Consider the following 17,511-nt stretch of genomic DNA (forward strand, 5'->3'; position numbering starts at 1 on the left):
CACTTCAGACCGCGTCACACCAGCCTTCTACCAGCACGGAAGGTGACACGGGGCAGAAACCCGAAAATCTAGATCTCAACCCGGAACAGGCCCTAATGCCATCGGCAGTTTCTGGCGGGTCTCGCACGGGCAGTCGCGTTGTACCGGCTTTCGGCGCTTTCCCGAATCGGTCCACAACGAGTCGACCGGGTTGCCCTGCGGTTTCCAGGCCAACAACGGTCGCGGCCCGCCCAGTTGGAAACGCTGGCGTGGTTTGAGGAAGGGTTCGTCGCGGGCTTCGGGGGCAGGCGCTGCGTGGCAGTCAATCGACGATTGGTGGCGACGTGACGATATCCATCCAGGCCCAGGAAGTGCCTGTAGCACTGGAGCAGACGACATTTTCGGCGCGCACCGAGCGGGTCGCAGGTGACCTGCCGTGGATCGAGGACGCGGGCGAAGTGGCGCCCCAAGATGCCCGGGCGTTGTCCAAGCTGTTCTTCGACCAGCTCCAGCTCCTCGAAGAGGGCACACGCGAATACCATTACGCCCGCGACACACTGATCGAGATGAACCGGAGCTTGGTCGGCTTCGCCGCGAGCAGGTTTCGTAACCGCGGCAGCGGCGACCTGGAGGACATCCTCCAGGTCGGCGCGGTGGGCCTGATCAAGGCCATTGACCGCTTCGACCTGTCACGCGAGGTCGAATTCAGCTCCTTCGCCATCCCCTGCATCGTGGGCGAGATCAAGCGGTTCTTCCGTGACACCAGCTGGGCTGTTCACGTCCCCCGCCGGCTGCAGGAACTCCACTTGGAACTGGCCAAAGCCAAAGAACGGCTGGCAGTCGTCCTGGGCCGCGAGCCCACCGTTCACGAGCTGGCCGAGGAACTCGGCCTGAGCGAAGATGAGGTCATCGAGGGCCTGATGGCCTCCAACGGCTACACGGCAGGCTCTCTCGACATCCCGAGCGGGAACGACCACGGATCCGATCCTGGCCCGACTTATGCCGATATCCTCGGCGACTGCGATCCCGCCATGGACCTCGTGGAAGACCTCCACGCTCTGGCCCCGCTCCTGGAAGAACTCGACGACCGAGAGCGCCACATCGTAGAGATGCGCTTCGGCCAGGAGATGACTCAGTCCCAGATCGGTGCGGAACTGGGCGTTTCCCAGATGCACGTATCCCGGCTACTGGCCCACACCCTGACCAAGCTCCGCAGCGGCATGCTCACTGAGACTTGAACCGATCGCCAGAGCCTGTATGGAGACCCGCCCCTGCTGGGAAAAGTGGACAGACAAATCAGAGAGAGGGACTGCCGTGCTGCTGGCCCATCTCGCGAGTCACGGAGTGCTGAGCAGCTGCGGCAACAGGGCCTTGATCATGGTGTTGGTCCAGCGCATCTGGCGAAGCGCCTGGGGGCAGGAGGAGGCGAGGCCGAGCAGGCCGGTGTCCTTGGTGGCCTGCGCGGCCTGGGCGAGCATCTCCCAGTGCAGTGAGTTGTGCGTCGCGGCCAGATGGAGGTCCGCAGGTCCCGCAGAAGCAGCAGACCCGGTTCGGGATGGCCGCCCACCACCTCCGACGCCTTCAGCCGGAGCGCGCCGAGTACGCCTTCGGAGGAGGCGTCGGGCGATCCCGTGAGGTGCAAGCCGTGGTCGGCGGCCGTTTCGGCGAGGAGCCGGACGTGTTCACGTGACCAGGCGTCGATGTCGGTGGCGACGTGAAAGACCTCGTGTTCCGGGCAGTGGCGGTCCGAGACGGTCACAAGCTCTTCGGCCATGTGGCGTTCACCGCGGTGCAGGGTGCGCAGGGTGATCTGGATGCCGTTCAAGGGTTGCCTCCCGGAGCGTCCCATGCGGTGTCCGGGGCCTGTGACACTTGCGCTCGCGGTCCCCCGGTGGCGGCCGGGACGCTTGCAGGGTCCATCGGTGCGTATGCGGTAGTGGTGGGTGCCGGGGCCTGCTTTTCCCGTTGCCGCGTTCGATGAGGGAAATGGCGGCCGTGGCTGTTTTGAACAGCGGCTGTTTGGAGGCGGGGTCCCAGTCGGTGATCGTCGTTTCGTTCGCCGCCCTGCCAGGTGTGGTGGTGTCCGGACCCGAGCCGGCGGGCGTGTCCCAGTAGCCGTAGTGGAACGGTACGAACAGTAGTCCCGCCCGAAGCTTTGTGACGCGCAGTCGGCCGCGAAGCGCGCCGCGCGGTGAACGGACCTCGACCAGGTCGCCCTCGGCAAGGTCCTGTGCGGCGGCGTCCGCTTCGTTGACCTCGACCCACATGTCCGGTGCCGCCTCGTTCAGTTGCGGGGCGCGGCCGGTCTTGGTCCGGGTGTGGAAGTGGTACAGGGTGCGGCCCGTCGTCAGCTGGAAGGGGTACTCCTCGTTGGGAATCTCGTGGGGTGGCAGGTAGTCGGCCGCCTTGATCATGGCCTTGCCGTCCGGGTTCAGAGAGCGGTACTCCACCAGGCCGTCCGCGGCCCCCGTCACCAGGTCCTTGCCGTAGTTCTCGCATACGTCGGGGTGGGCCCAGCTGACGCCGTCGGTGTAGAGCCGCTCGGTGCCGTTCGGCGCCTGCTCGTTGACCGGCCATTGAACGCCGCTCCCGTCGCGCAGCTTCGCATAGCTGAGGCCGGTGTAGTCACAGGGACGGCCGGCACTGCAGCGCTTCCACGCCTCGAACGCAGACTCCGGGTCGTTCCAGGAGATCAGCGGTCCGCCGTCCTTGTCGCGGAAGTCCATCCGGGCTGCGTAGTCGAGGAAGATGTTGAGGTCCGGTTTCGCCTCTCCTGGCGGTTCGACGGCCTTGGCGGACAGATGCACGGTGCGGTCGGCGTTGGTCAGGGTGCCGGTCTTCTCGCCCCAGGTGGCGGCTGGCAGCACCACGTCGGCGAACTGTGCCGTCTCGGTCAGGAACAGGTCTTGTACGACGACGAAGAGCCGATCCTGGGCGAGGATCGAACGGATCCGGGCGAGTTCGGGCAGCGATACGGCTGGGTTCGTGCCACTGATCCACAGATTCGGATCGAGCCCTGCTCGGCATAGCGGAACATTTGCATGGCGTGGGTGGGCGGCGCGTAGTGTGGGATGGTGCTCGGCTCCACGTTCCACACCTCGGCCAGATCGGCCACGTGTGCGTCGTTCTGCCAGTTGCGGAACCCGGGCAGGTCACCGTTGGCACCGCACGCGCGGGTGTTCTGGGCGGTCGGCTGCCCGTTCATCTGCAGCACGCCGGCGCCCGGCCGCCCGAGCATGCCCCGGATCAGGTGCAGGTTGTTGACCTGGACAGCGGCCGCCGTGGCCTGGTGGGACTGGTAGACGCCCTGTAGCACGGTGGAGAGCAAGCGGTCGGCGGTTCCGAGCAGTTCGGCCGCCTCACCGATTCGTTCCGCTGGGACGTCACAGATGCCGGCCGCCCAGGCGGGGGTGCAGTCCTTGACGCGGGCGGCGAGTTCCTCGAATCCGACCGTGTGCGCATCCACATATCTGTGATCGATGCGGTCGGTCCGGATGATCTCATGCAGCAGCGCGTTGAGCAGGGCGACGTTGGTGCTGATGCGTGGGGCGAGGTGCACGGCGGCGTTGCGGGCCACCGGGGTGGGACGCGGGTCCACACAGATCAGCCGCGGCGGTTCGGTGCCCTCCAGCCGGTCCAGGATCCGCATCCACTGCACAGGCTGGGTCTCGGCGATGTTGTGGCCGAAGAGGGCGATCACGTTGGCGTGGTCGATGTCGTCGTAGCTACCGGGCTGCCCGTCACAACCGAAGGACTCCTTGAGGGCCTCCGCGGCGGTTGAGGTGCACAACCGGGTGTTGCCGTCGAGATGGTTGGTGCCGATGCCTGCCCGGGCCAGCACCGCCAGGGTGTAATACTCCTCCAGGAAGAGCTGCCCTGAGGTGTAGAAGCCGATGGATCCGGGGCCGCGGTCGTCCAGCAGTGCGTGGGAGCGGGTGACAAGGCGGCTCATCGCGGTTTCCCAGTCGCTTTCCACCAGCCGCCCGCCCTCACGTACCAGCGGTCTTCTCAGCCGGTCGGGCGAGGCGTTGGCCTGCCAGCCGAACAGGTCCTTGGGACCGAGCCTGCCGCGGTTGACCCGGTCGGTGGCCCGGCCTCGCACGCCGACCATGCGACCGTCGATGACAGCGATATCCATGGCATCCCCGTCTGAGTGGAGGATCGAGGCGGCCTGCACCCATTCCTGCACCATCGCAGGATCCACGCCTTCGGCGAGAAAGCTATCCACCCGGGCGGACCAACGCTTGCGCCTTCCGTGGGGCACTCGGCCGCCCCACGGATCACCGATCCGGTCCACCGAGGACTCCATCGCCGCCTCCTGCAGGTCGATCCGCTCACGAATACCCGATCGCCGAGCCTTGATGTCAGCCGCCCTGGCGATCTCCGGGATTGTCCCCGACTGAGATGTCGGTGGCGTGCTGCCGCTCCGGCGGTGGGATCTGGAGGTATGCCGGCTCTTCACGATCGAGGGTGTAATTGCGGCCTGAAGCCTCCGGTCTCGAGCAGCGATCTGGCGATGTAGTTCGTGAGGTTGCGGAACCCGAGTGCGGAACCGCGCAGGTGCTTGAGCCGGCCGTTGATCGCCTCGGTGGGGCCGTTGCTGGTGCCGGGACGGTCGAAGTAGGCCAGCACGTCGCCTGCGCGTTTCTTCAACGTGCGGCCGAGCGTGGTGACCTCGACCAGTGCGTTCGGGACACCGGTGCTGATCGTGTCGATCAGTTTGACCATCAACTCGCGGCCACGGCGCCGGTCCTCGTGTCGGTAGGCGGAGATCATTCGCTGGTAGATGCCCCAGGTCGCCTCGACTTCGACATGCGCGTCGTCGGCGAACAGCGCGGTGAGCCGAGCGGCCTGTTTGTCGGTGAGCAGCCCGGCACCTGTGTGCAGGGTTCTGCGCGTGGAGTAGAGGGGGTCGTTCTTCATGCCGCGGTGGCCGTGGATCGCCAACTGGACCCGGCGGCGGCACCGATCCAGCGCATCGCCGCCAGGCGCACGACGTGGAAGGGATCCATGACCGCTGTCGCGTCGGGGAGCTCTTCGGCGGTGGCGGTCTTGAAGCCGGTGAAGCCGTCCATCGCGACCACGTCCACGGCGTCGCGCCAGGCCTCGTCGCGGTCGGCGAGCCAGGACTTGAACGCCTGCTTGGAGCGGCCCTCAACCATGTCGAGCAGCCGGGCGGGACCTGTGCCATCACGGACGGCGGTGAGATCGACGATCACGGTGACGAACTTGTCGCCGCGGCGGGTGTGGCGCCACACGTGCTCGTCTACCCCGATCGCGTTGACACCGTCGAAGCGGTTCTCGTCGTTGATCAGCACCCGCTTGCCTTCGGCCAGGACAGCGTCGTTGGCAGTGTTCCACGCGACGCCGAGTCCCTCGGCGACTCGGGCCACGGTCAGGTGCTGGCACACGATCGCCTCGAGTGCCCACCGCAGCCCGCGACGCGACAGCTTCGTTCGCGGCTCAGCCGCGAGGCTGGTGTCCTGGCGTCACACGTGACCGCAAGCGGTACACCGGTAGCGGCGCACGGTCACCACGAGCGTCGTCGGCCGCCAGCCCAGCGGCTCGTGGGCCAGCTCCCGGGTCACGGTGTCGCGCGGTACGCCTTCGCAACCACAGCGACGGCACCACTGGTCCGGCTCGACGACCCGGCATGCCAGCACCGCACGGTCGGGCCTGAGTCGTTGGCCGGTGACGGCCAGACCGAGCTCATCGAGCCGGCAGAACTTGGTCAGGTCAGGGCAGGCAAAGGTAGCGTCGGACAAGTCGAGGTGTGCCAATCTGGAAGACCACGACTTCCGTCCCGGGGCAGCGATGCACAAATGCAGCCGGACGCCCGATCTCGTGTCACCGTCGCAGCGGTCTTCTTCGCGTACCCACTCAGATCGGTCAACGGCGCACCCGATAGCGCAGGTGAAGCACCCGGTTGCCCTGAACAACTACGTCTGGGCCTTCCAGCAGGTGCTGCGCGTCGACGGAGCCGAAGTAACGCTTACCGGACCCGAGCACGACGGGTGCGACGTCCATGCGTACCTCGTCGACCCAACCTGCGGCGAGCGCCTGGCCGCCGACGTCGCCAGCAGCGAACTCGACAGTGCGGTCACCCGCAAGCTCCCGCGCCTTGGCCACGGCCGCCTCGATGCCGTCGACAAAGTGGAACGGCGCCTGGAGGTCCCAGCCCTCGGGCGCACCACGGTGACTCACCACGACCACATGGTCGATCCCACTCGGAGGCGTCCCATCCCAGCCGTCGGTGATGTCGAAGGCGTGACGGCCGGAAATGGTCACCCCGACCTCGTCCCAGTACGGCCGGACGTAGTCGAACGAAGCCTGCGACACCTTCAGAACGCCACTGTCGTCCAACGGCACGTCACCGCTGACCAGCCACTCGAAGATCGGACCGGGGTCGTCGTTCTCAGCCGCGATGTAACCATCCACCGAAACCGACGCGTTCATGACCACTTTCCCCATGGATTCCTCCTCTGTTTGGAGTCCCAAGTCTTGTGCGACGTGAGCTGTCGCTCTTGTACGAAATCAATCGGCCGGGAGCGGCCAGCCGTCCAGGACGTGGTCGGGATGATCGCGCAGGAATCGCCGCCGGACTTCGGCGTACCGGGTCGGCGTGAGCCCGGTGAACTCCCGGAACTCGCGCACGAAGTGGGCCTGGTCGAAGTAGCCCGCGCCAGCGGCAACGTCTCCCCAGTCGATCGGTGCAGCGACGTCGAGCGCCAACACGGCGGAGCTGAAGCGGTAGCTGCGAGCCAGCCGTTTTGGCGTGACACCGACTACGGCCTTGAACCGCTTCGCCAAATACGTGCTGCTGGCGCGGGCCGCCACACCGATGTCGCTGATCGGCACTGTCCCGCCTGTCGCCGCAACGGCGCTGCTCATTTGGCGGACCAGGTCAAGACCGTCGATCACCCGCAGCCGTCGCACCAGTTCCTCCTCGAGCAACATCAGCATTTCGTGCGGTGCGTCCGCCAAGGTCAGTCGGTGTCGCAATTCAGCGATAGCGGGCTGGCCCCAGATTTGCTCCACCGTCGCAGGTCGGTCGCACAATTCGGCCGCGGGCATCGGAAGGAACGGTGCCAGGCCCCACGGCCTGAAGTGGACGCCCACGGACCGGGTCGGGGTTGGGTAGCTGAACTCCCACGCACGCGTGGGCGTGGTGACCGCGCAGCCGTCGGCGTACTCCACGGCGTCTACGTCGGTGCCTGCGCGGATGAGAAACGGCGCCCCGAGGTTGACGATGAGCAATGGCGCGGGCGCCGCCGGCAGCATCAACCGGGAGTACGGCGGGGCGCCCTCCAGGTAGTAGATGTCGTCGATCAGCCCGTCCAGCGGCGGACCGGGCATTCTGGATACATACTCCACGCCGACATCATCGCCGACGGCCCATCCGGCATCACGCGCCGCCGCCAGCATCGAGCCGGCGCCGATCCCTGACGGGGCGCCCCGGCGCATTTCGGTCCCCAACTACACCCCACGTTGTGAAGGGCCCCTAATGGCGATGGCAAAGGCGCGGCTCAGGCGGGGGTGATGTTCTCTGCCTGAGGACCCTTCGGACCCTGGGTGATGTCGAAATTCACCTTCTGACCTTCCTGAAGTTCACGGAAGCCAGAGCTTGCGATGTTCGAGTAGTGGGCGAAGACATCGGGGCCGCCGCCGTCCTGCTCGATGAAGCCGAAGCCCTTCTCTGAGTTGAACCACTTTACGGTTCCGCTGGCCATTCGTCCTCCAAGGGGATCGAAGCCGGCCCCGCACCGTGCGGGAACCGGAGGGGATCGCCCTGATCCTCACGCTGAACAGCACGATCGCCCGTATTCTCGAGCTTCACGGACGGCTGATACTTCGGAACCAGGACACCTGGCCCGACGCTATACGCGGCTCTACCGGCACAGCGGGGATATCCAGGGGGGCATGGGGCCCACCCGGGGATATCCAGGGGGGCATGGGGCCCACTCCTCCGTTCGGCGGTGTGCCATGGGGGCGGGAATAGAAGCCCGCCGTGAGGCACAGTCGGCCGTCGGGAAGTCGGGGTCGCGGTATCGGCCAGCGCTCGCACCCCGAGGCCCCCCGCTCCCTGACCAGACCGCGAATGTGATTACCCTAGCCTCGCGCTTTCGCGCGCCCAGCAGACTGGAGGTCTTGATGTTGTAAGTGACCTTTGGTCGTAAGCTCGTTGTCGCCTGCCGGTGGAAGTCCGGGCACGATCTTTCGTCGGATCGAGCAGGCCGAACGGGTAGGCGTGCTCGTCCTCCCACGGGATGAGCTGCACGCTGAGCTCCCACTCGGGGGTACTCGCTTACTTCGATTGCCTCACACAGGTTGCGGCGGTGGAAGTGGGTTCCGCCCCGCGGTGAGCTGCCTCTCGTCCCAGACCTGGCAGGCCACGCCCAACCTCGACCTCCAGTGGAACTTCACGTGCTGCGCCGTGGGCGCTCGCGAGGCGGAAGGTGTGCACGCTGAAGCCTGCAATCATCCGGTAGCCGCGCGGGGTGAACTGGTCCGACATGTGCCGCGCCGTGGGCGGCGGGGCCGATCGGGTGAGGCCACAGCGGGCCTGGCAGACGCGCCGTGCCAGGCGGGATACCTCTGGGCTGGGCGGGAGAGCCCCGACCCTGACAGGACGAGAGGATGTGCGATGGGGCACGGCGGGAACGTGATCGACGAGCTGATGACCGATCACCGCGAGGTCGAGGAGATGTTCGGCCGCATCCAGGCGATGACTGCGGGCGGCCAGCAACTGCGGGACCTCGTGGACGAGGTCACCATCGAGCTCGTGCGGCATTCGGTCGCCGAGGAGCAGTACCTGTACCCGGCGGTCCGCGAGCACATCGACGGCGGCGACCCGCTCGCGGACAAGGAGATCGCCGACCACGGCCGGGTCGAGAAGATCCTCAAGCAGCTGGAGAAGATGGACACCGACGACCCGCAGATGAGCATGATGCTGCAGCAGCTCATGGACGAGGTCGCCGCCCACGTCCAGGACGAGGAGAACAACCTCTTCCCGATGCTGCGCCGCGCCTGCACCCCGGAGCAGCTGGACGACCTCGGGGACAAGATCCGCCACGCCAAAGCCATGGCGCCCACCCGACCCCACCCCTCCGCGCCCAGCACACCCATGGCCAGCAAGCTCCTCGCCCCGGGAGCGGGCCTGGTCGACCGGGCCCGCGACTTCGTCACCGGCCGCGGCAAATCCTGACCGCCACTGCGGCTTCCACCGGTAGCCGGGCAGTGCCGGTCACGGTGACGCCGTCCCCTCCGCGGGTTCGGCATCCTGCGGCGAGACGAAGGAGTAGGGCGCCCAGGGGCCGGTGACCTCGACGCGCACCGAGTCTGGCCGCGTTCGCGGCCGTGGTGCGCGGACAGCAGCCTTCAGCCGTCACGGCCGAGTGCGGGCGGCAGGTCGTCGAAGCCACCTACCGGTCCAGCGCCGCCGGAGAGCGCGTCGTTCTGATTGCCGTGCTGGGAGCGTCCCGTGCCTGAGCGCCGGGCAGGAAGCGGTGCACGGGCGCAGGGCCGCCGCGCAGTCCGGCGTGCGAGTAGAACAGTTGCTCGATGTCGATCGCCATGCCGTGCGGGACGCAGGCGAAGCCGGTGTCCCCGGCGGGGCGCCCGTCGTGCGGACCACAGTGATCACGGGCTGGCCACCGCGCGACGGCGCACGCCGGGAGGGCCGAGCGAAGCAAAGGTGCAGGTCCGGCCAGGACCGAACTGCCGCATGCCCGTTCATCGTGGTGCGAGTGGCTATTCCGAGGGCGGCAGTAGGGTCCCCAAGGGGCCGAGGTCGAGGTTGAGCTCCTCCATGGTCAGGTCGTAACGGGCGCACAGCTCGTTCATACGGTCGTGGAGGATCAGAAGAGTGGCCCCGAGGCGTTCCTCCTCTTCCTCGGTGAGATCTCCCTCGTCGACGCGGTGCAGAGCCTGGCGCTCCATGAGCTGTCGCAGGAGTTCGACGAGGGTGAGGACCAGTTTGACCAGGTCACGCTCCACGGTGTCGGGTTCCGCGACGATCCGGCGTGTCGTCCTGTGCGCCGGGGGTTTCTCGTCCTGGGACGTGGCGGGCAGCAGACGGAAGGCCCGCGTGGCCGCGTCGGCGACCTCGTCGAAGCGACGTCCGGGCCCGCGGTCCTCATTCGGCATGGTCGTCTCGCGGCTGGGGTGCGTCCTCCGCCCAGGGCGACGGGTTCTGCGCGGTGATGGAGACGATGAGCGCTCGCAGGGAGACGCGCACAAGGTCGATGCCTGCGATCGACAGCGTGATGTCACCGGTGAGGACCACGCCACCGCTGAGGAGACGGTCCAGCAGGTCGATGAGGGCTATCTGCCGGCCGGGCAGCGGTTCCCTCGCGGCTTCCACGGGCAGCCGGGCAGCGCCGGTCACGGTGACGCCGTCCCCTCCGCGGATTCGGTATGGGGCGGCGAGGCGAAGGAGTAGGGCGCCCAGGGGCCGGTGACCTCGACGCGCACAGTGATCGGCTCGGTCATCACTCGTCCCGCTTCTTGGGGCGAACCTTGGCCGACTGCCGGCGCTGCGGCGTCGCATGCGGCGGCTTCTCGGTCACGGAACGGCGCTCTTCGGCCGACGGAAGCTCCGCGTCCTCGCGCAGAGCTTCGATCTCCGCGCGCAGGCGCTTGTTCTCCTCTGCCAGCTCGCGACTGCCGTTCGCGCGGGAGGACAGCGAGGGATCGTGCTCCCACCAGTCGATTCCCATCTCCTTGGCCTTGTCCACGGACGCGACCAGCAGACGGAGCTTGATGGTGAGCAGTTCGACGTCGAGAAGGTTGATCTGTATGTCGCCCGCGATGACGATGCCTTTGTCGAGTACCCGCTCCAGAATGTCGGCGAGGTTGGCGGAGGACCCCTGGGCATACTGCGGGGACGACCTGTATGGGAGGGAGCCAGACCTGCTGGCAACGGGTTCTGTCACGGCCTGTCGACCTCGGTCTCCTGGATTCCAGTCATGTGCTGCGGATCTCCTGGTGCGCTTTGATCTCGTCGAGCCGGTCGAGCAGCTCGTCCTCGCGCTGGTCGACCGGCTCCTCGTCGATCGCTCCTGACAGGAGCGCCTTCTCCAGCTCCGCGAGCTCCCGTTCGACCGGCCCGGGGTCGTAGTAGTCCCGCTCCGCAGCCTCCACGACACGCTCCACTGGGCCTGTTCTCCCAGATCCTCACTCTCCTGCCGGCACCCGTGCGCGGCGTGGGCTGGGTCTGAATGCTCCCTACACGAAGCTGTACGGCGGCAGCGGGCCACGCAGCCGCCAGTCGAAGTCCTCGCCCAGTTCGGCAGCGAGGTTCTTCTCCGTGGCGGTGAACCGATCCTCCTGGCGTCGATCCACCAGGAAGGAGACGTTCAGGAAGTCGTTGCCGGCCGTCTGTGAGGCCCGCTCATCGCGGGCGAGGGGGCGCAACGCCTCGATGGCAGCGGCCGCCAGTGCCTCCTGGCGGGCCTGGACCTCGTTCGCCACGAGCTCACCCAACGCGAGCGGCAGGTCGGGGTTGTTCTGGCCGGCCCGGATGTCGTCGTTGAGTCTGCGGGCCTCCGGCGACTCCTGGAGGATTTGGCGCAGCAGCGCGTCTTCGTCCTGTGCCGCCTTCAGGTGGTACTCGGCGCACCCGTCCAGCGCGGCCAGCCGTTCCGTGTACCGCTCGGCGTTCTCCTCGAGCACGGCCCGCACCGCGTCGTCATCAGGGGCCAGCAGACCGAATCGCAGAGGCAGTACGGTGCCGTCGGCCATCAGCCGCTCCTGGACCGCCTGATGTGCACCGACGTCCCGGCGTTTGGCGCGCAGCCCCTCCGGAGCGTCACTGACGACTGCGCTGAGGATTCCGCCCTGCACCGTACGCAGTTGCGTGGGAGGGTCACCCACGCCGTTCAGATCGTCCAGGCGCAGCGGATGCGTGGCCGCCGTTATGGCGTACACATACACGGCCATGGCTCAGTCCTCCCGGTGCCGGGAAGCACGGTGGGCCGTCCGGGGGCGGGGCCGCTCCCGCCTCTCTTCGACTTCCTCGTCCTCGTCCTTGCGGCCCTGCTGCAAGGCGTCGGTGATGGCATCCATCGCGCCGGTCAATGCCCCCTTGCTCTTGCCTTTGGCTCCGCCTTCGGTCACTTCGCCCACGAGGTCGGTCAGCTTGCTGGGTGCCTTGCGTCCGGACTCCAGGTCGAGGCGGTTGCAGGCCTCGGCGAAGCGCAGGTAGGTGTCCACACTCGCCACGACGATGCGGGCATCGACCTTGAGGATCTCGATGCCGACCAGTGATACGCGGGCGAATACGTCGATGACCAAGCCGCGGTCCAGAATGAGTTCCAGAACGTCGTACAGAGTGCCGGAGCTCGGTCCTTGAGAGATACTGCCTCTGCCTTGCGGCACCACGGTCATGGTGCCCTCCCTTCGCCATCGGCCGCATCAGCGGCTCGGGCGGTCGTAAAAGGGTCATGCGCGACGGTCGATCTCCCCGCGCGCATAGCGGCGGGTCTGCTCGTACGCCATAAGTTCGCCGCCCTGGTCCAGCTTCACCCGGTAACTCGCCATCACACTGGTGGTGTCGGGGATGCGTTCCAGCTCCATGACCTCCACCTGCGCCTCCCAGCCTCCCTCGGTGGACTGCACCGCAGAGACGGACTCGGGCGACCTCCCCAGCAGCTCCTCAAGCTGCTCGGCCGCGTACCGCATCGCCTGCGGCGCGGACACGCGACCAGACCTCGACGCATCACGCTGCACCCGCGGCTTCGTGCTGCGAGCGCTGTCGCTGCGCGAGCCCGTGGCCTTGCTCCGGGACGGCTGCCGGCGTTGACCGCCGGCGCTCTCTTCTCCAACGGCCATGCTGCTGCCTCTTCGGTAGGAAAGACGGCCTATGAGCACCGGACTGTTCCGAGTCTCGCTCAGCCGCTCGGGTTAGTAACGCGCACTGACATGACATAGCCGCGCTATTCGCGGTCTGCCTCTGCCGAATTTGCTCGTGACCGCCTTCGCTGCGCACCAGGGCCCCTCCGGTGCAGAAATGCAATGTGGCGTGGACAAATATCGGAGCTTTAAAACCTCCAGCGTGGCCCCGGGGCACGGCGGCGCACCCGGTCGGCCGAGCTGCGTAGGGTCCGGGCCGGGAGGAAGATCGGTGTAGGTGGTGGTCTGGATGTCTCTTGGCGGCGGCCTGGACCGCCACCAACGGACGGGGCCCACGGACCCCGTCGTACCGCCAGATGGCTGACGCGGCGTTTGAGATAGGGGAATGTGGCCTGGTTGGCTAGAGGAGTCGCCCGGTCCGCGGAACTCCTACCGCGGCCGCGGCCGGACGGCGAGTCCGCCCCCCCAACTCGGGAGAGGGGGGCGGACTCGGGCCGGGTTCGAATCAGACCCCCGCAGAGGACTCCTCCCTCTGTTTCTGGATAGGTTAAAGGGGCTTTCGTGGGGATAACGGTCGCACGTGCCTGGTTCGGCATGAGGCTTGTTGGTGAGTGGTGGCCCAGGCCTCCCTCCCTGTTCAGCCGCGACCGCGACCCTCTGGGGGACTGCTTGGGTTATGGCGTCGCCCGGTCCAGGGACTTACGCCCTGGGCCACGGCCGGGCGACACTCCGCTCCCGACTCGGGAGGGGGCGCACTCAAGCTGCCTAACATAAAGCTTGCCCCCGAAAGCGATGCTGCGGGGTAGCTCAACGAGTACACAGAGCAGCCGGTTGGTCCCCGGTGCAGACGTCGGTTCGAATCCGGCCCCCGCAGCATCACGCCCTTTGTCTCCGGCTGCACGGCCGGGGCGCGGTTTACCACTGGGCCTGCGGCCCACCCCCACGTCAGTCGATCATCCCGGATCGTGGCGTGTGGGCTGGGGAGGCGGCCAGACTCGGCATCGGCCATCCGGTCAGATACCTGTGCTCGTGCGCGACCGGGGAGACGGCCCTTCAGCAGGAATGCTTCGCCGCTGGGTGCGGTCAGCCGGGCCGTCCAGGGCCGGTCCGCGTCTGTCGGGCTGTGCTCCCGCGCGACGGTGACCCACACGCGGACCAGAGTCCCGTCCATACGTTCCACCGTGGCCGGCCCCTCGTAGGGGTTCATACTCCCCGGTCTGTGCCGGCGCGGGGCTGTCGCGCAGCGGTGGGAGTGATCGGTTGGGCCTGCCCGTTGACCGTCAGCCCGCCTGCAGCGGCATCACTCATTGCTTCTCGGCCGGTGCCCTGCGTGTTCGCCGTGATGTCCTGGGTAGCGGGTGGGGCGTTGGGGGCGTATGAGTGGAGTGGATGCGGTGGCCCGGTCAGGGGTGGTGCGCGGGCTGCGGGAATCGCCTCTCGGGCTGCCGCGCGCACTGGTCGGGTTGGTGGGATCTGAACAGCGACATCAAGGGAGGCGCTCGATGTCGTCAGGCATTGTCATTGCGCTCATTGTCGCGGTCGTCCTCATCGTCCTTGCGGTCGGCTTGTGGCTGGCAGTTCGTCGTCGGCATCTGCGGGATCGCTTCGGTCCGGAGTACGAGCGCGCTGTGGAAGCCGGTGGCAGCCGCACGGCGGCGGAGCGTGATCTGCGCGACCGCGAGCAACGGCACGACGATCTCGATCTGAAGCCGCTGGCCTCGACTACCCGTCAGCAGTATGTGCAGGACTGGAACAGCGTGCAGGAGCACTTCGTGGACCGCCCGCAAGAGGCGGTCGGTGAGGCGGACCAGCTGGTGACCCGGCTCATGAAGGAACGTGGCTACCCGACCGAGGGATACGAGCAGCAGGTGAAGGACTTGTCGGTCGAACACGGGCGCACGCTGGAGCATTACCGCGCCGCCCACGAAGTCAATGCACGAGCCAGCAGTCGGCAGACGACCACCGAGGAACTGCGGGGAGCGATGGTGCACTACCGCGCACTCTTCGACGACCTGCTCACCAACGGCAACAGGCCGGGGCAGCAACGCGCTTGACCCGGCGCCCGCGTACACCGGCGGGGCACGGATCGAGAGCCCATCGAAACCCCTTCGGACGAGGTGAACAAGCATGCAGCGCGAACACGGTGGAGCAGGCGACCACAGCAGCGCGACCGACGCGGGACTCAGAACCGAGGATCTTGCCCGGCCTCGGGAGGACCGGGACGCGGATCGTGGGACGCCTTCGGTCACGGCGGATGATGCTCCCCCGGCCACCGGGAATGCCGCTGAAGCTGCAGACACCGCCAAGGGCGCCGCGTCCACGGAGCAGGCAGCGGCGGGCACACCGCACGCTTCGGCTCCGGAGCAGGGCCAGGAGAACGAGCCGCTTCTCAGTCCCGATGAGGCCGAGGCCTTCAAGTCCAAATGGCAGGCCGTCCAGACAGCCTTCGTCGACGATCCGCAGGATGCCGTCCGCACGGCCGACGCTTTGGTCGCCGAGGTCATGCAGACGTTGGCGCGTTCGTTCGCATCCCGCAAGGAAGGGCTAGAGGGCCAGTGGGGCCGGGGCGAGGAGGTCCTCACAGAGGATCTCCGCATAGCGCTTCAGCGCTACCGCTCGTTCTTCAACCGTCTGCTCAGCACATGACCCTGCTTGGCAGGCCGGCTCCCATTGATCGGGGGAGAGCACGGTGCCCCCGTTGCGATGGACGGGCCGCGGAAAGACCACGCAGGAGTCCGAACCGAAATCCATGGGAAAGGAAGTGTGTGTGATGACTACGGCGCGAGACATCATGACCCCGGACGCTGAGTGCATCGGGGCGAACGAATCGGCTCTCCTCGCCGCCCACAAGATGGCCGAACTGGGCGTGGGTGCTTTGCCTATCTGCGGAGCGGACGAACGGCTCAAGGGCGTACTCACCGACCGCGACATCGTGGTCAAGGTGCTTGCGGCGGACAAGGATCCCGCCGAGATCAAGGCGGGCGAGCTGGCGCAGGGTGAAGCCGTCACGATCGGCGCCGACGACGATGCGTCGGAGATTCTCCGCACGATGAGCGAACACAAGGTGCGTCGACTGCCGGTCATCGACGGTCACACGCTGGTCGGCATGGTCGCCCAGGCCGATGTCGCCCGGGCACTGCCTGATCCGGACGTCGGCGACCTGCTCGCAGCGCTGTCCGCCAGCTGACCGCCCGCCCGGTCAACAACACCACGCGCAGTGAAGGATGGTCCGCAAAGGTGGCGTGTTTTGCCACGTCCGTGGGCAGCCCGATTCCTTGCCGCGCGAGCGGGCGGTGAAGTGGGGCTTGGCGCTCTCCCGCAGCGACCAGTGTTGGCCGGCCCGGTGGGGTGGACTGGCGGTCAGAATCTCGTCGAGCTTTGGATGACAGCTGGAGCGGGGGCGCGCACCTTCGTCGGCAAGCGACCGCCGGCTCCCGCGCTGCATGTAGTGGTCCCCTCGACCGGCGGGCCCCGTTCGACGAGACCCGGGCTCTCGCCCACGACCTTGCCGACCTCCTAGCCCCCGTCACCCAGATACCCTCACCACCGCACCCCGCAAGCAGGAGCGCTGGGGCAGGGTCTGCCTCGACGTACAGCGCAACGCATACGCCCAGACGGTTGTCGCCCCCCGCCTGCGGTATGGGCCGCCCCGAAGCCTCAGCGGCAGCCCCCTTGACCTGGGACGAGGTCGAGAATCCCGGCATCAATGCAGCGTCATCATCGACTCGATCGCCGGACGCCTGGACGTCAACGCCTGGGGGACGGACTGCGGCACCGCTGCTTGGCCAGTGCCGCCCAGCGGCAGCTTGAAGACGTCGGGTGACGCCGTACCGATACGCCTGGCTGCTCTTCGGCCGGACGCGCCAGGCTCCCGCACGACGGAGAGTCGCGGAGGGATGATGCCCGAACTGCCGGACGTCGAAGGATTCCGTCAGGTGCTGATGGCTTGTGGCCGACGCTGTGTCACGCACATCGAGGTGCGTGACGCGGGGGTGCTGCAGGGTGTCACCGAGAAACGGCTGCGGAAGGAAGGCGAGGGGAGGCGGCTCGGGAGGGCCTGGCGGCACGGCAAATGGTTGTTCGCGCCGACGGACGGCGGCCCCACCTTCGTCTTCCACTTCGGCATGACGGGATCACTGTGGTGCTGTTCTCCCGACGAACCGGTCGCAGCACATGACCGCCTCGTGCTGACCCTCGACGATGTCCGTAGCCTGCGTTTCCGCGATCAACGCAAGCTTCAGGGAGTGCAGTTGGCCGACGACGCGGCCGTCGACCGAATCCTGGAACGGCTGGGGCCAGACGCCCTGGCCGTGGACCGTGCGGAGCTGAAGGAACTGCTGTCCGGACGGCGGGGTGCGGTCAAGAGTGCGCTGATGGACCAGTCCGTGATCGCGGGTCTCGGTAATCTGCTGTGTGACGAGATCCTCTGGCGGGCACGCGTCGCTCCCCGGACTCCGGCGCGGGACCTGAGTGGGACGGCGTATCGACGTCTCCACGTGGCGATGGGCCGGGTCCTCCGTACCTCCGTGAGCGCCGGGTGCGTGCCGCCGCGGCGCTCCTGGCTCACCGGACGCAGGGACGACAGCGAGCCGCTGTGCCCCCGCTGCGGTCGGCCCTTGTGCTCCGGTCGTATCGCCGGCCGCCGCACCGTCTGGTGCCCGCACTGCCAGCCATGAACGG

At 67.4% G+C, this 17,511-nt stretch carries 17 protein-coding genes, 1 tRNA gene and 4 pseudogenes; 7 read left to right on the forward strand and 15 right to left on the reverse strand.

The window, feature by feature from the left end:
• The first annotated feature begins 350 nt into the window (after positions 1-350).
• The gene (locus ACFU6I_RS38555; RefSeq protein WP_384376102.1) at positions 351-1,217 is read left to right on the forward strand and encodes an RNA polymerase sigma factor SigF; all 867 of its coding nucleotides are present in this window, start codon (positions 351-353) and stop codon (positions 1,215-1,217) included.
• 99 nt (positions 1,218-1,316) lie between these two features.
• Here the strand turns inward: ACFU6I_RS38555 and ACFU6I_RS38560 are convergent.
• From ACFU6I_RS38560 to ACFU6I_RS38585, 6 genes and pseudogenes are all read right to left on the reverse strand, one after another.
• A pseudogene (locus tag ACFU6I_RS38560) lies at positions 1,317-1,804 on the reverse strand (hypothetical protein).
• Positions 1,801-4,288: pseudogene (locus ACFU6I_RS38565) on the reverse strand (molybdopterin oxidoreductase family protein). The pseudogenes ACFU6I_RS38560 and ACFU6I_RS38565 overlap by 4 nt, the downstream one beginning before the upstream one ends.
• 149 nt (positions 4,289-4,437) lie before the next feature.
• A pseudogene (locus ACFU6I_RS38570) lies at positions 4,438-5,744 on the reverse strand (ISL3 family transposase).
• 124 nt (positions 5,745-5,868) lie between these two features.
• Positions 5,869-6,450: a dihydrofolate reductase family protein gene (locus ACFU6I_RS38575; protein ID WP_328624473.1), complete on the reverse strand. Its 582-nt coding sequence runs from the start codon at positions 6,448-6,450 to the stop codon at positions 5,869-5,871.
• 63 nt (positions 6,451-6,513) lie between these two features.
• A complete protein-coding gene (locus ACFU6I_RS38580; RefSeq protein WP_384376050.1) occupies positions 6,514-7,404 on the reverse strand; it encodes a helix-turn-helix domain-containing protein in 891 nt (296 codons plus the stop codon).
• 101 nt (positions 7,405-7,505) lie between these two features.
• Positions 7,506-7,709, reverse strand: coding sequence for a cold-shock protein (locus ACFU6I_RS38585; protein WP_345513857.1), 204 nt, complete (start codon positions 7,707-7,709; stop codon positions 7,506-7,508).
• A gap of 914 nt (positions 7,710-8,623) precedes the next feature.
• Here ACFU6I_RS38585 and ACFU6I_RS38590 point away from each other — a divergent pair.
• Entirely contained in the window at positions 8,624-9,184 is a 561-nt protein-coding gene (locus tag ACFU6I_RS38590) for a hemerythrin domain-containing protein (RefSeq protein ID WP_384376053.1), read from the forward strand.
• Between the two features lie 39 nt (positions 9,185-9,223).
• Here ACFU6I_RS38590 and ACFU6I_RS38595 read toward each other — a convergent pair whose 3' ends face one another.
• The 9 genes and pseudogenes from ACFU6I_RS38595 to ACFU6I_RS38635 form a co-directional block, all read right to left on the reverse strand.
• Entirely contained in the window at positions 9,224-9,361 is a 138-nt protein-coding gene (locus ACFU6I_RS38595) for a GvpL/GvpF family gas vesicle protein (RefSeq protein ID WP_384376105.1), read from the reverse strand.
• A gap of 112 nt (positions 9,362-9,473) precedes the next feature.
• Positions 9,474-9,605, reverse strand: a pseudogene (locus tag ACFU6I_RS38600) (IMP dehydrogenase); the annotation flags it as partial.
• Between the two features lie 124 nt (positions 9,606-9,729).
• Complete coding sequence (locus tag ACFU6I_RS38605) at positions 9,730-10,125, reverse strand: gas vesicle protein K (protein WP_384369974.1); 396 nt, start codon at positions 10,123-10,125, stop codon at positions 9,730-9,732.
• Positions 10,115-10,366 carry a gas vesicle protein gene (locus tag ACFU6I_RS38610; protein WP_384369971.1) on the reverse strand — a complete coding sequence of 84 codons (252 nt, stop codon included), beginning with the start codon at positions 10,364-10,366 and terminating at the stop codon, positions 10,115-10,117. Before ACFU6I_RS38610 ends, ACFU6I_RS38605 begins: the two co-directional genes overlap by 11 nt.
• 103 nt (positions 10,367-10,469) lie before the next feature.
• The gene (locus ACFU6I_RS38615; RefSeq protein ID WP_345513861.1) at positions 10,470-10,913 is read right to left on the reverse strand and encodes a gas vesicle protein; all 444 of its coding nucleotides are present in this window, start codon (positions 10,911-10,913) and stop codon (positions 10,470-10,472) included.
• Between the two features lie 31 nt (positions 10,914-10,944).
• Positions 10,945-11,121: a gas vesicle protein GvpG gene (locus tag ACFU6I_RS38620; RefSeq protein WP_384376056.1), complete on the reverse strand. Its 177-nt coding sequence runs from the start codon at positions 11,119-11,121 to the stop codon at positions 10,945-10,947.
• A gap of 84 nt (positions 11,122-11,205) precedes the next feature.
• Entirely contained in the window at positions 11,206-11,919 is a 714-nt protein-coding gene (locus ACFU6I_RS38625) for a GvpL/GvpF family gas vesicle protein (protein WP_384376059.1), read from the reverse strand.
• Between the two features lie 3 nt (positions 11,920-11,922).
• Complete coding sequence (locus ACFU6I_RS38630) at positions 11,923-12,366, reverse strand: gas vesicle structural protein GvpA (protein ID WP_384376063.1); 444 nt, start codon at positions 12,364-12,366, stop codon at positions 11,923-11,925.
• 54 nt (positions 12,367-12,420) lie between these two features.
• Positions 12,421-12,810 carry a gas vesicle protein gene (locus tag ACFU6I_RS38635; RefSeq protein ID WP_384376066.1) on the reverse strand — a complete coding sequence of 130 codons (390 nt, stop codon included), beginning with the start codon at positions 12,808-12,810 and terminating at the stop codon, positions 12,421-12,423.
• Positions 12,811-13,627: 817 nt separating this feature from the next.
• On the opposite strand from ACFU6I_RS38635, the gene ACFU6I_RS38640 reads away from it, so the two are divergent.
• The 5 genes from ACFU6I_RS38640 (at position 13,628) to ACFU6I_RS38660 (ending at position 17,507) form a co-directional block, all read left to right on the forward strand.
• Positions 13,628-13,705: transfer RNA gene (locus ACFU6I_RS38640), tRNA-Thr, on the forward strand.
• 628 nt (positions 13,706-14,333) lie between these two features.
• Positions 14,334-14,885, forward strand: a complete 552-nt coding sequence (locus ACFU6I_RS38645; RefSeq protein WP_384376109.1) for a hypothetical protein — start codon at positions 14,334-14,336, stop codon at positions 14,883-14,885.
• 73 nt (positions 14,886-14,958) lie between these two features.
• Positions 14,959-15,477 carry a hypothetical protein gene (locus ACFU6I_RS38650; protein ID WP_384376069.1) on the forward strand — a complete coding sequence of 173 codons (519 nt, stop codon included), beginning with the start codon at positions 14,959-14,961 and terminating at the stop codon, positions 15,475-15,477.
• 124 nt (positions 15,478-15,601) lie between these two features.
• Positions 15,602-16,018, forward strand: a complete 417-nt coding sequence (locus ACFU6I_RS38655) for a CBS domain-containing protein (RefSeq protein ID WP_384376072.1) — start codon at positions 15,602-15,604, stop codon at positions 16,016-16,018.
• Positions 16,019-16,730: 712 nt separating this feature from the next.
• A complete protein-coding gene (locus ACFU6I_RS38660; protein WP_384376112.1) occupies positions 16,731-17,507 on the forward strand; it encodes an Fpg/Nei family DNA glycosylase in 777 nt (258 codons plus the stop codon).
• Positions 17,508-17,511 lie beyond the last annotated feature (4 nt).

The sequence above is a fragment of the Streptomyces sp. NPDC057486 genome (genome assembly GCF_042802415.1).
In the GTDB taxonomy this organism is placed as follows: domain Bacteria; phylum Actinomycetota; class Actinomycetes; order Streptomycetales; family Streptomycetaceae; genus Streptomyces; species Streptomyces yanii.

Coding starts and splice junctions, on each gene's coding strand:
- ACFU6I_RS38575 (WP_328624473.1), bottom strand. CDS start 6,450: ATGGGGAAAGTGGTCATGAACGCGTCGGTTTCGGTGGATGGTTACATC.
- ACFU6I_RS38580 (WP_384376050.1), bottom strand. CDS start 7,404: ATGCTGGCGGCGGCGCGTGATGCCGGATGGGCCGTCGGCGATGATGTC.
- ACFU6I_RS38585 (WP_345513857.1), bottom strand. CDS start 7,709: ATGGCCAGCGGAACCGTAAAGTGGTTCAACTCAGAGAAGGGCTTCGGC.
- ACFU6I_RS38590 (WP_384376053.1), top strand. CDS start 8,624: ATGGGGCACGGCGGGAACGTGATCGACGAGCTGATGACCGATCACCGC.
- ACFU6I_RS38605 (WP_384369974.1), bottom strand. CDS start 10,125: ATGCCGAATGAGGACCGCGGGCCCGGACGTCGCTTCGACGAGGTCGCC.
- ACFU6I_RS38625 (WP_384376059.1), bottom strand. CDS start 11,919: ATGGCCGTGTATGTGTACGCCATAACGGCGGCCACGCATCCGCTGCGC.
- ACFU6I_RS38630 (WP_384376063.1), bottom strand. CDS start 12,366: ATGACCGTGGTGCCGCAAGGCAGAGGCAGTATCTCTCAAGGACCGAGC.
- ACFU6I_RS38635 (WP_384376066.1), bottom strand. CDS start 12,810: ATGGCCGTTGGAGAAGAGAGCGCCGGCGGTCAACGCCGGCAGCCGTCC.
- ACFU6I_RS38645 (WP_384376109.1), top strand. CDS start 14,334: ATGTCGTCAGGCATTGTCATTGCGCTCATTGTCGCGGTCGTCCTCATC.
- ACFU6I_RS38650 (WP_384376069.1), top strand. CDS start 14,959: ATGCAGCGCGAACACGGTGGAGCAGGCGACCACAGCAGCGCGACCGAC.
- ACFU6I_RS38655 (WP_384376072.1), top strand. CDS start 15,602: ATGACTACGGCGCGAGACATCATGACCCCGGACGCTGAGTGCATCGGG.
- ACFU6I_RS38660 (WP_384376112.1), top strand. CDS start 16,731: ATGCCCGAACTGCCGGACGTCGAAGGATTCCGTCAGGTGCTGATGGCT.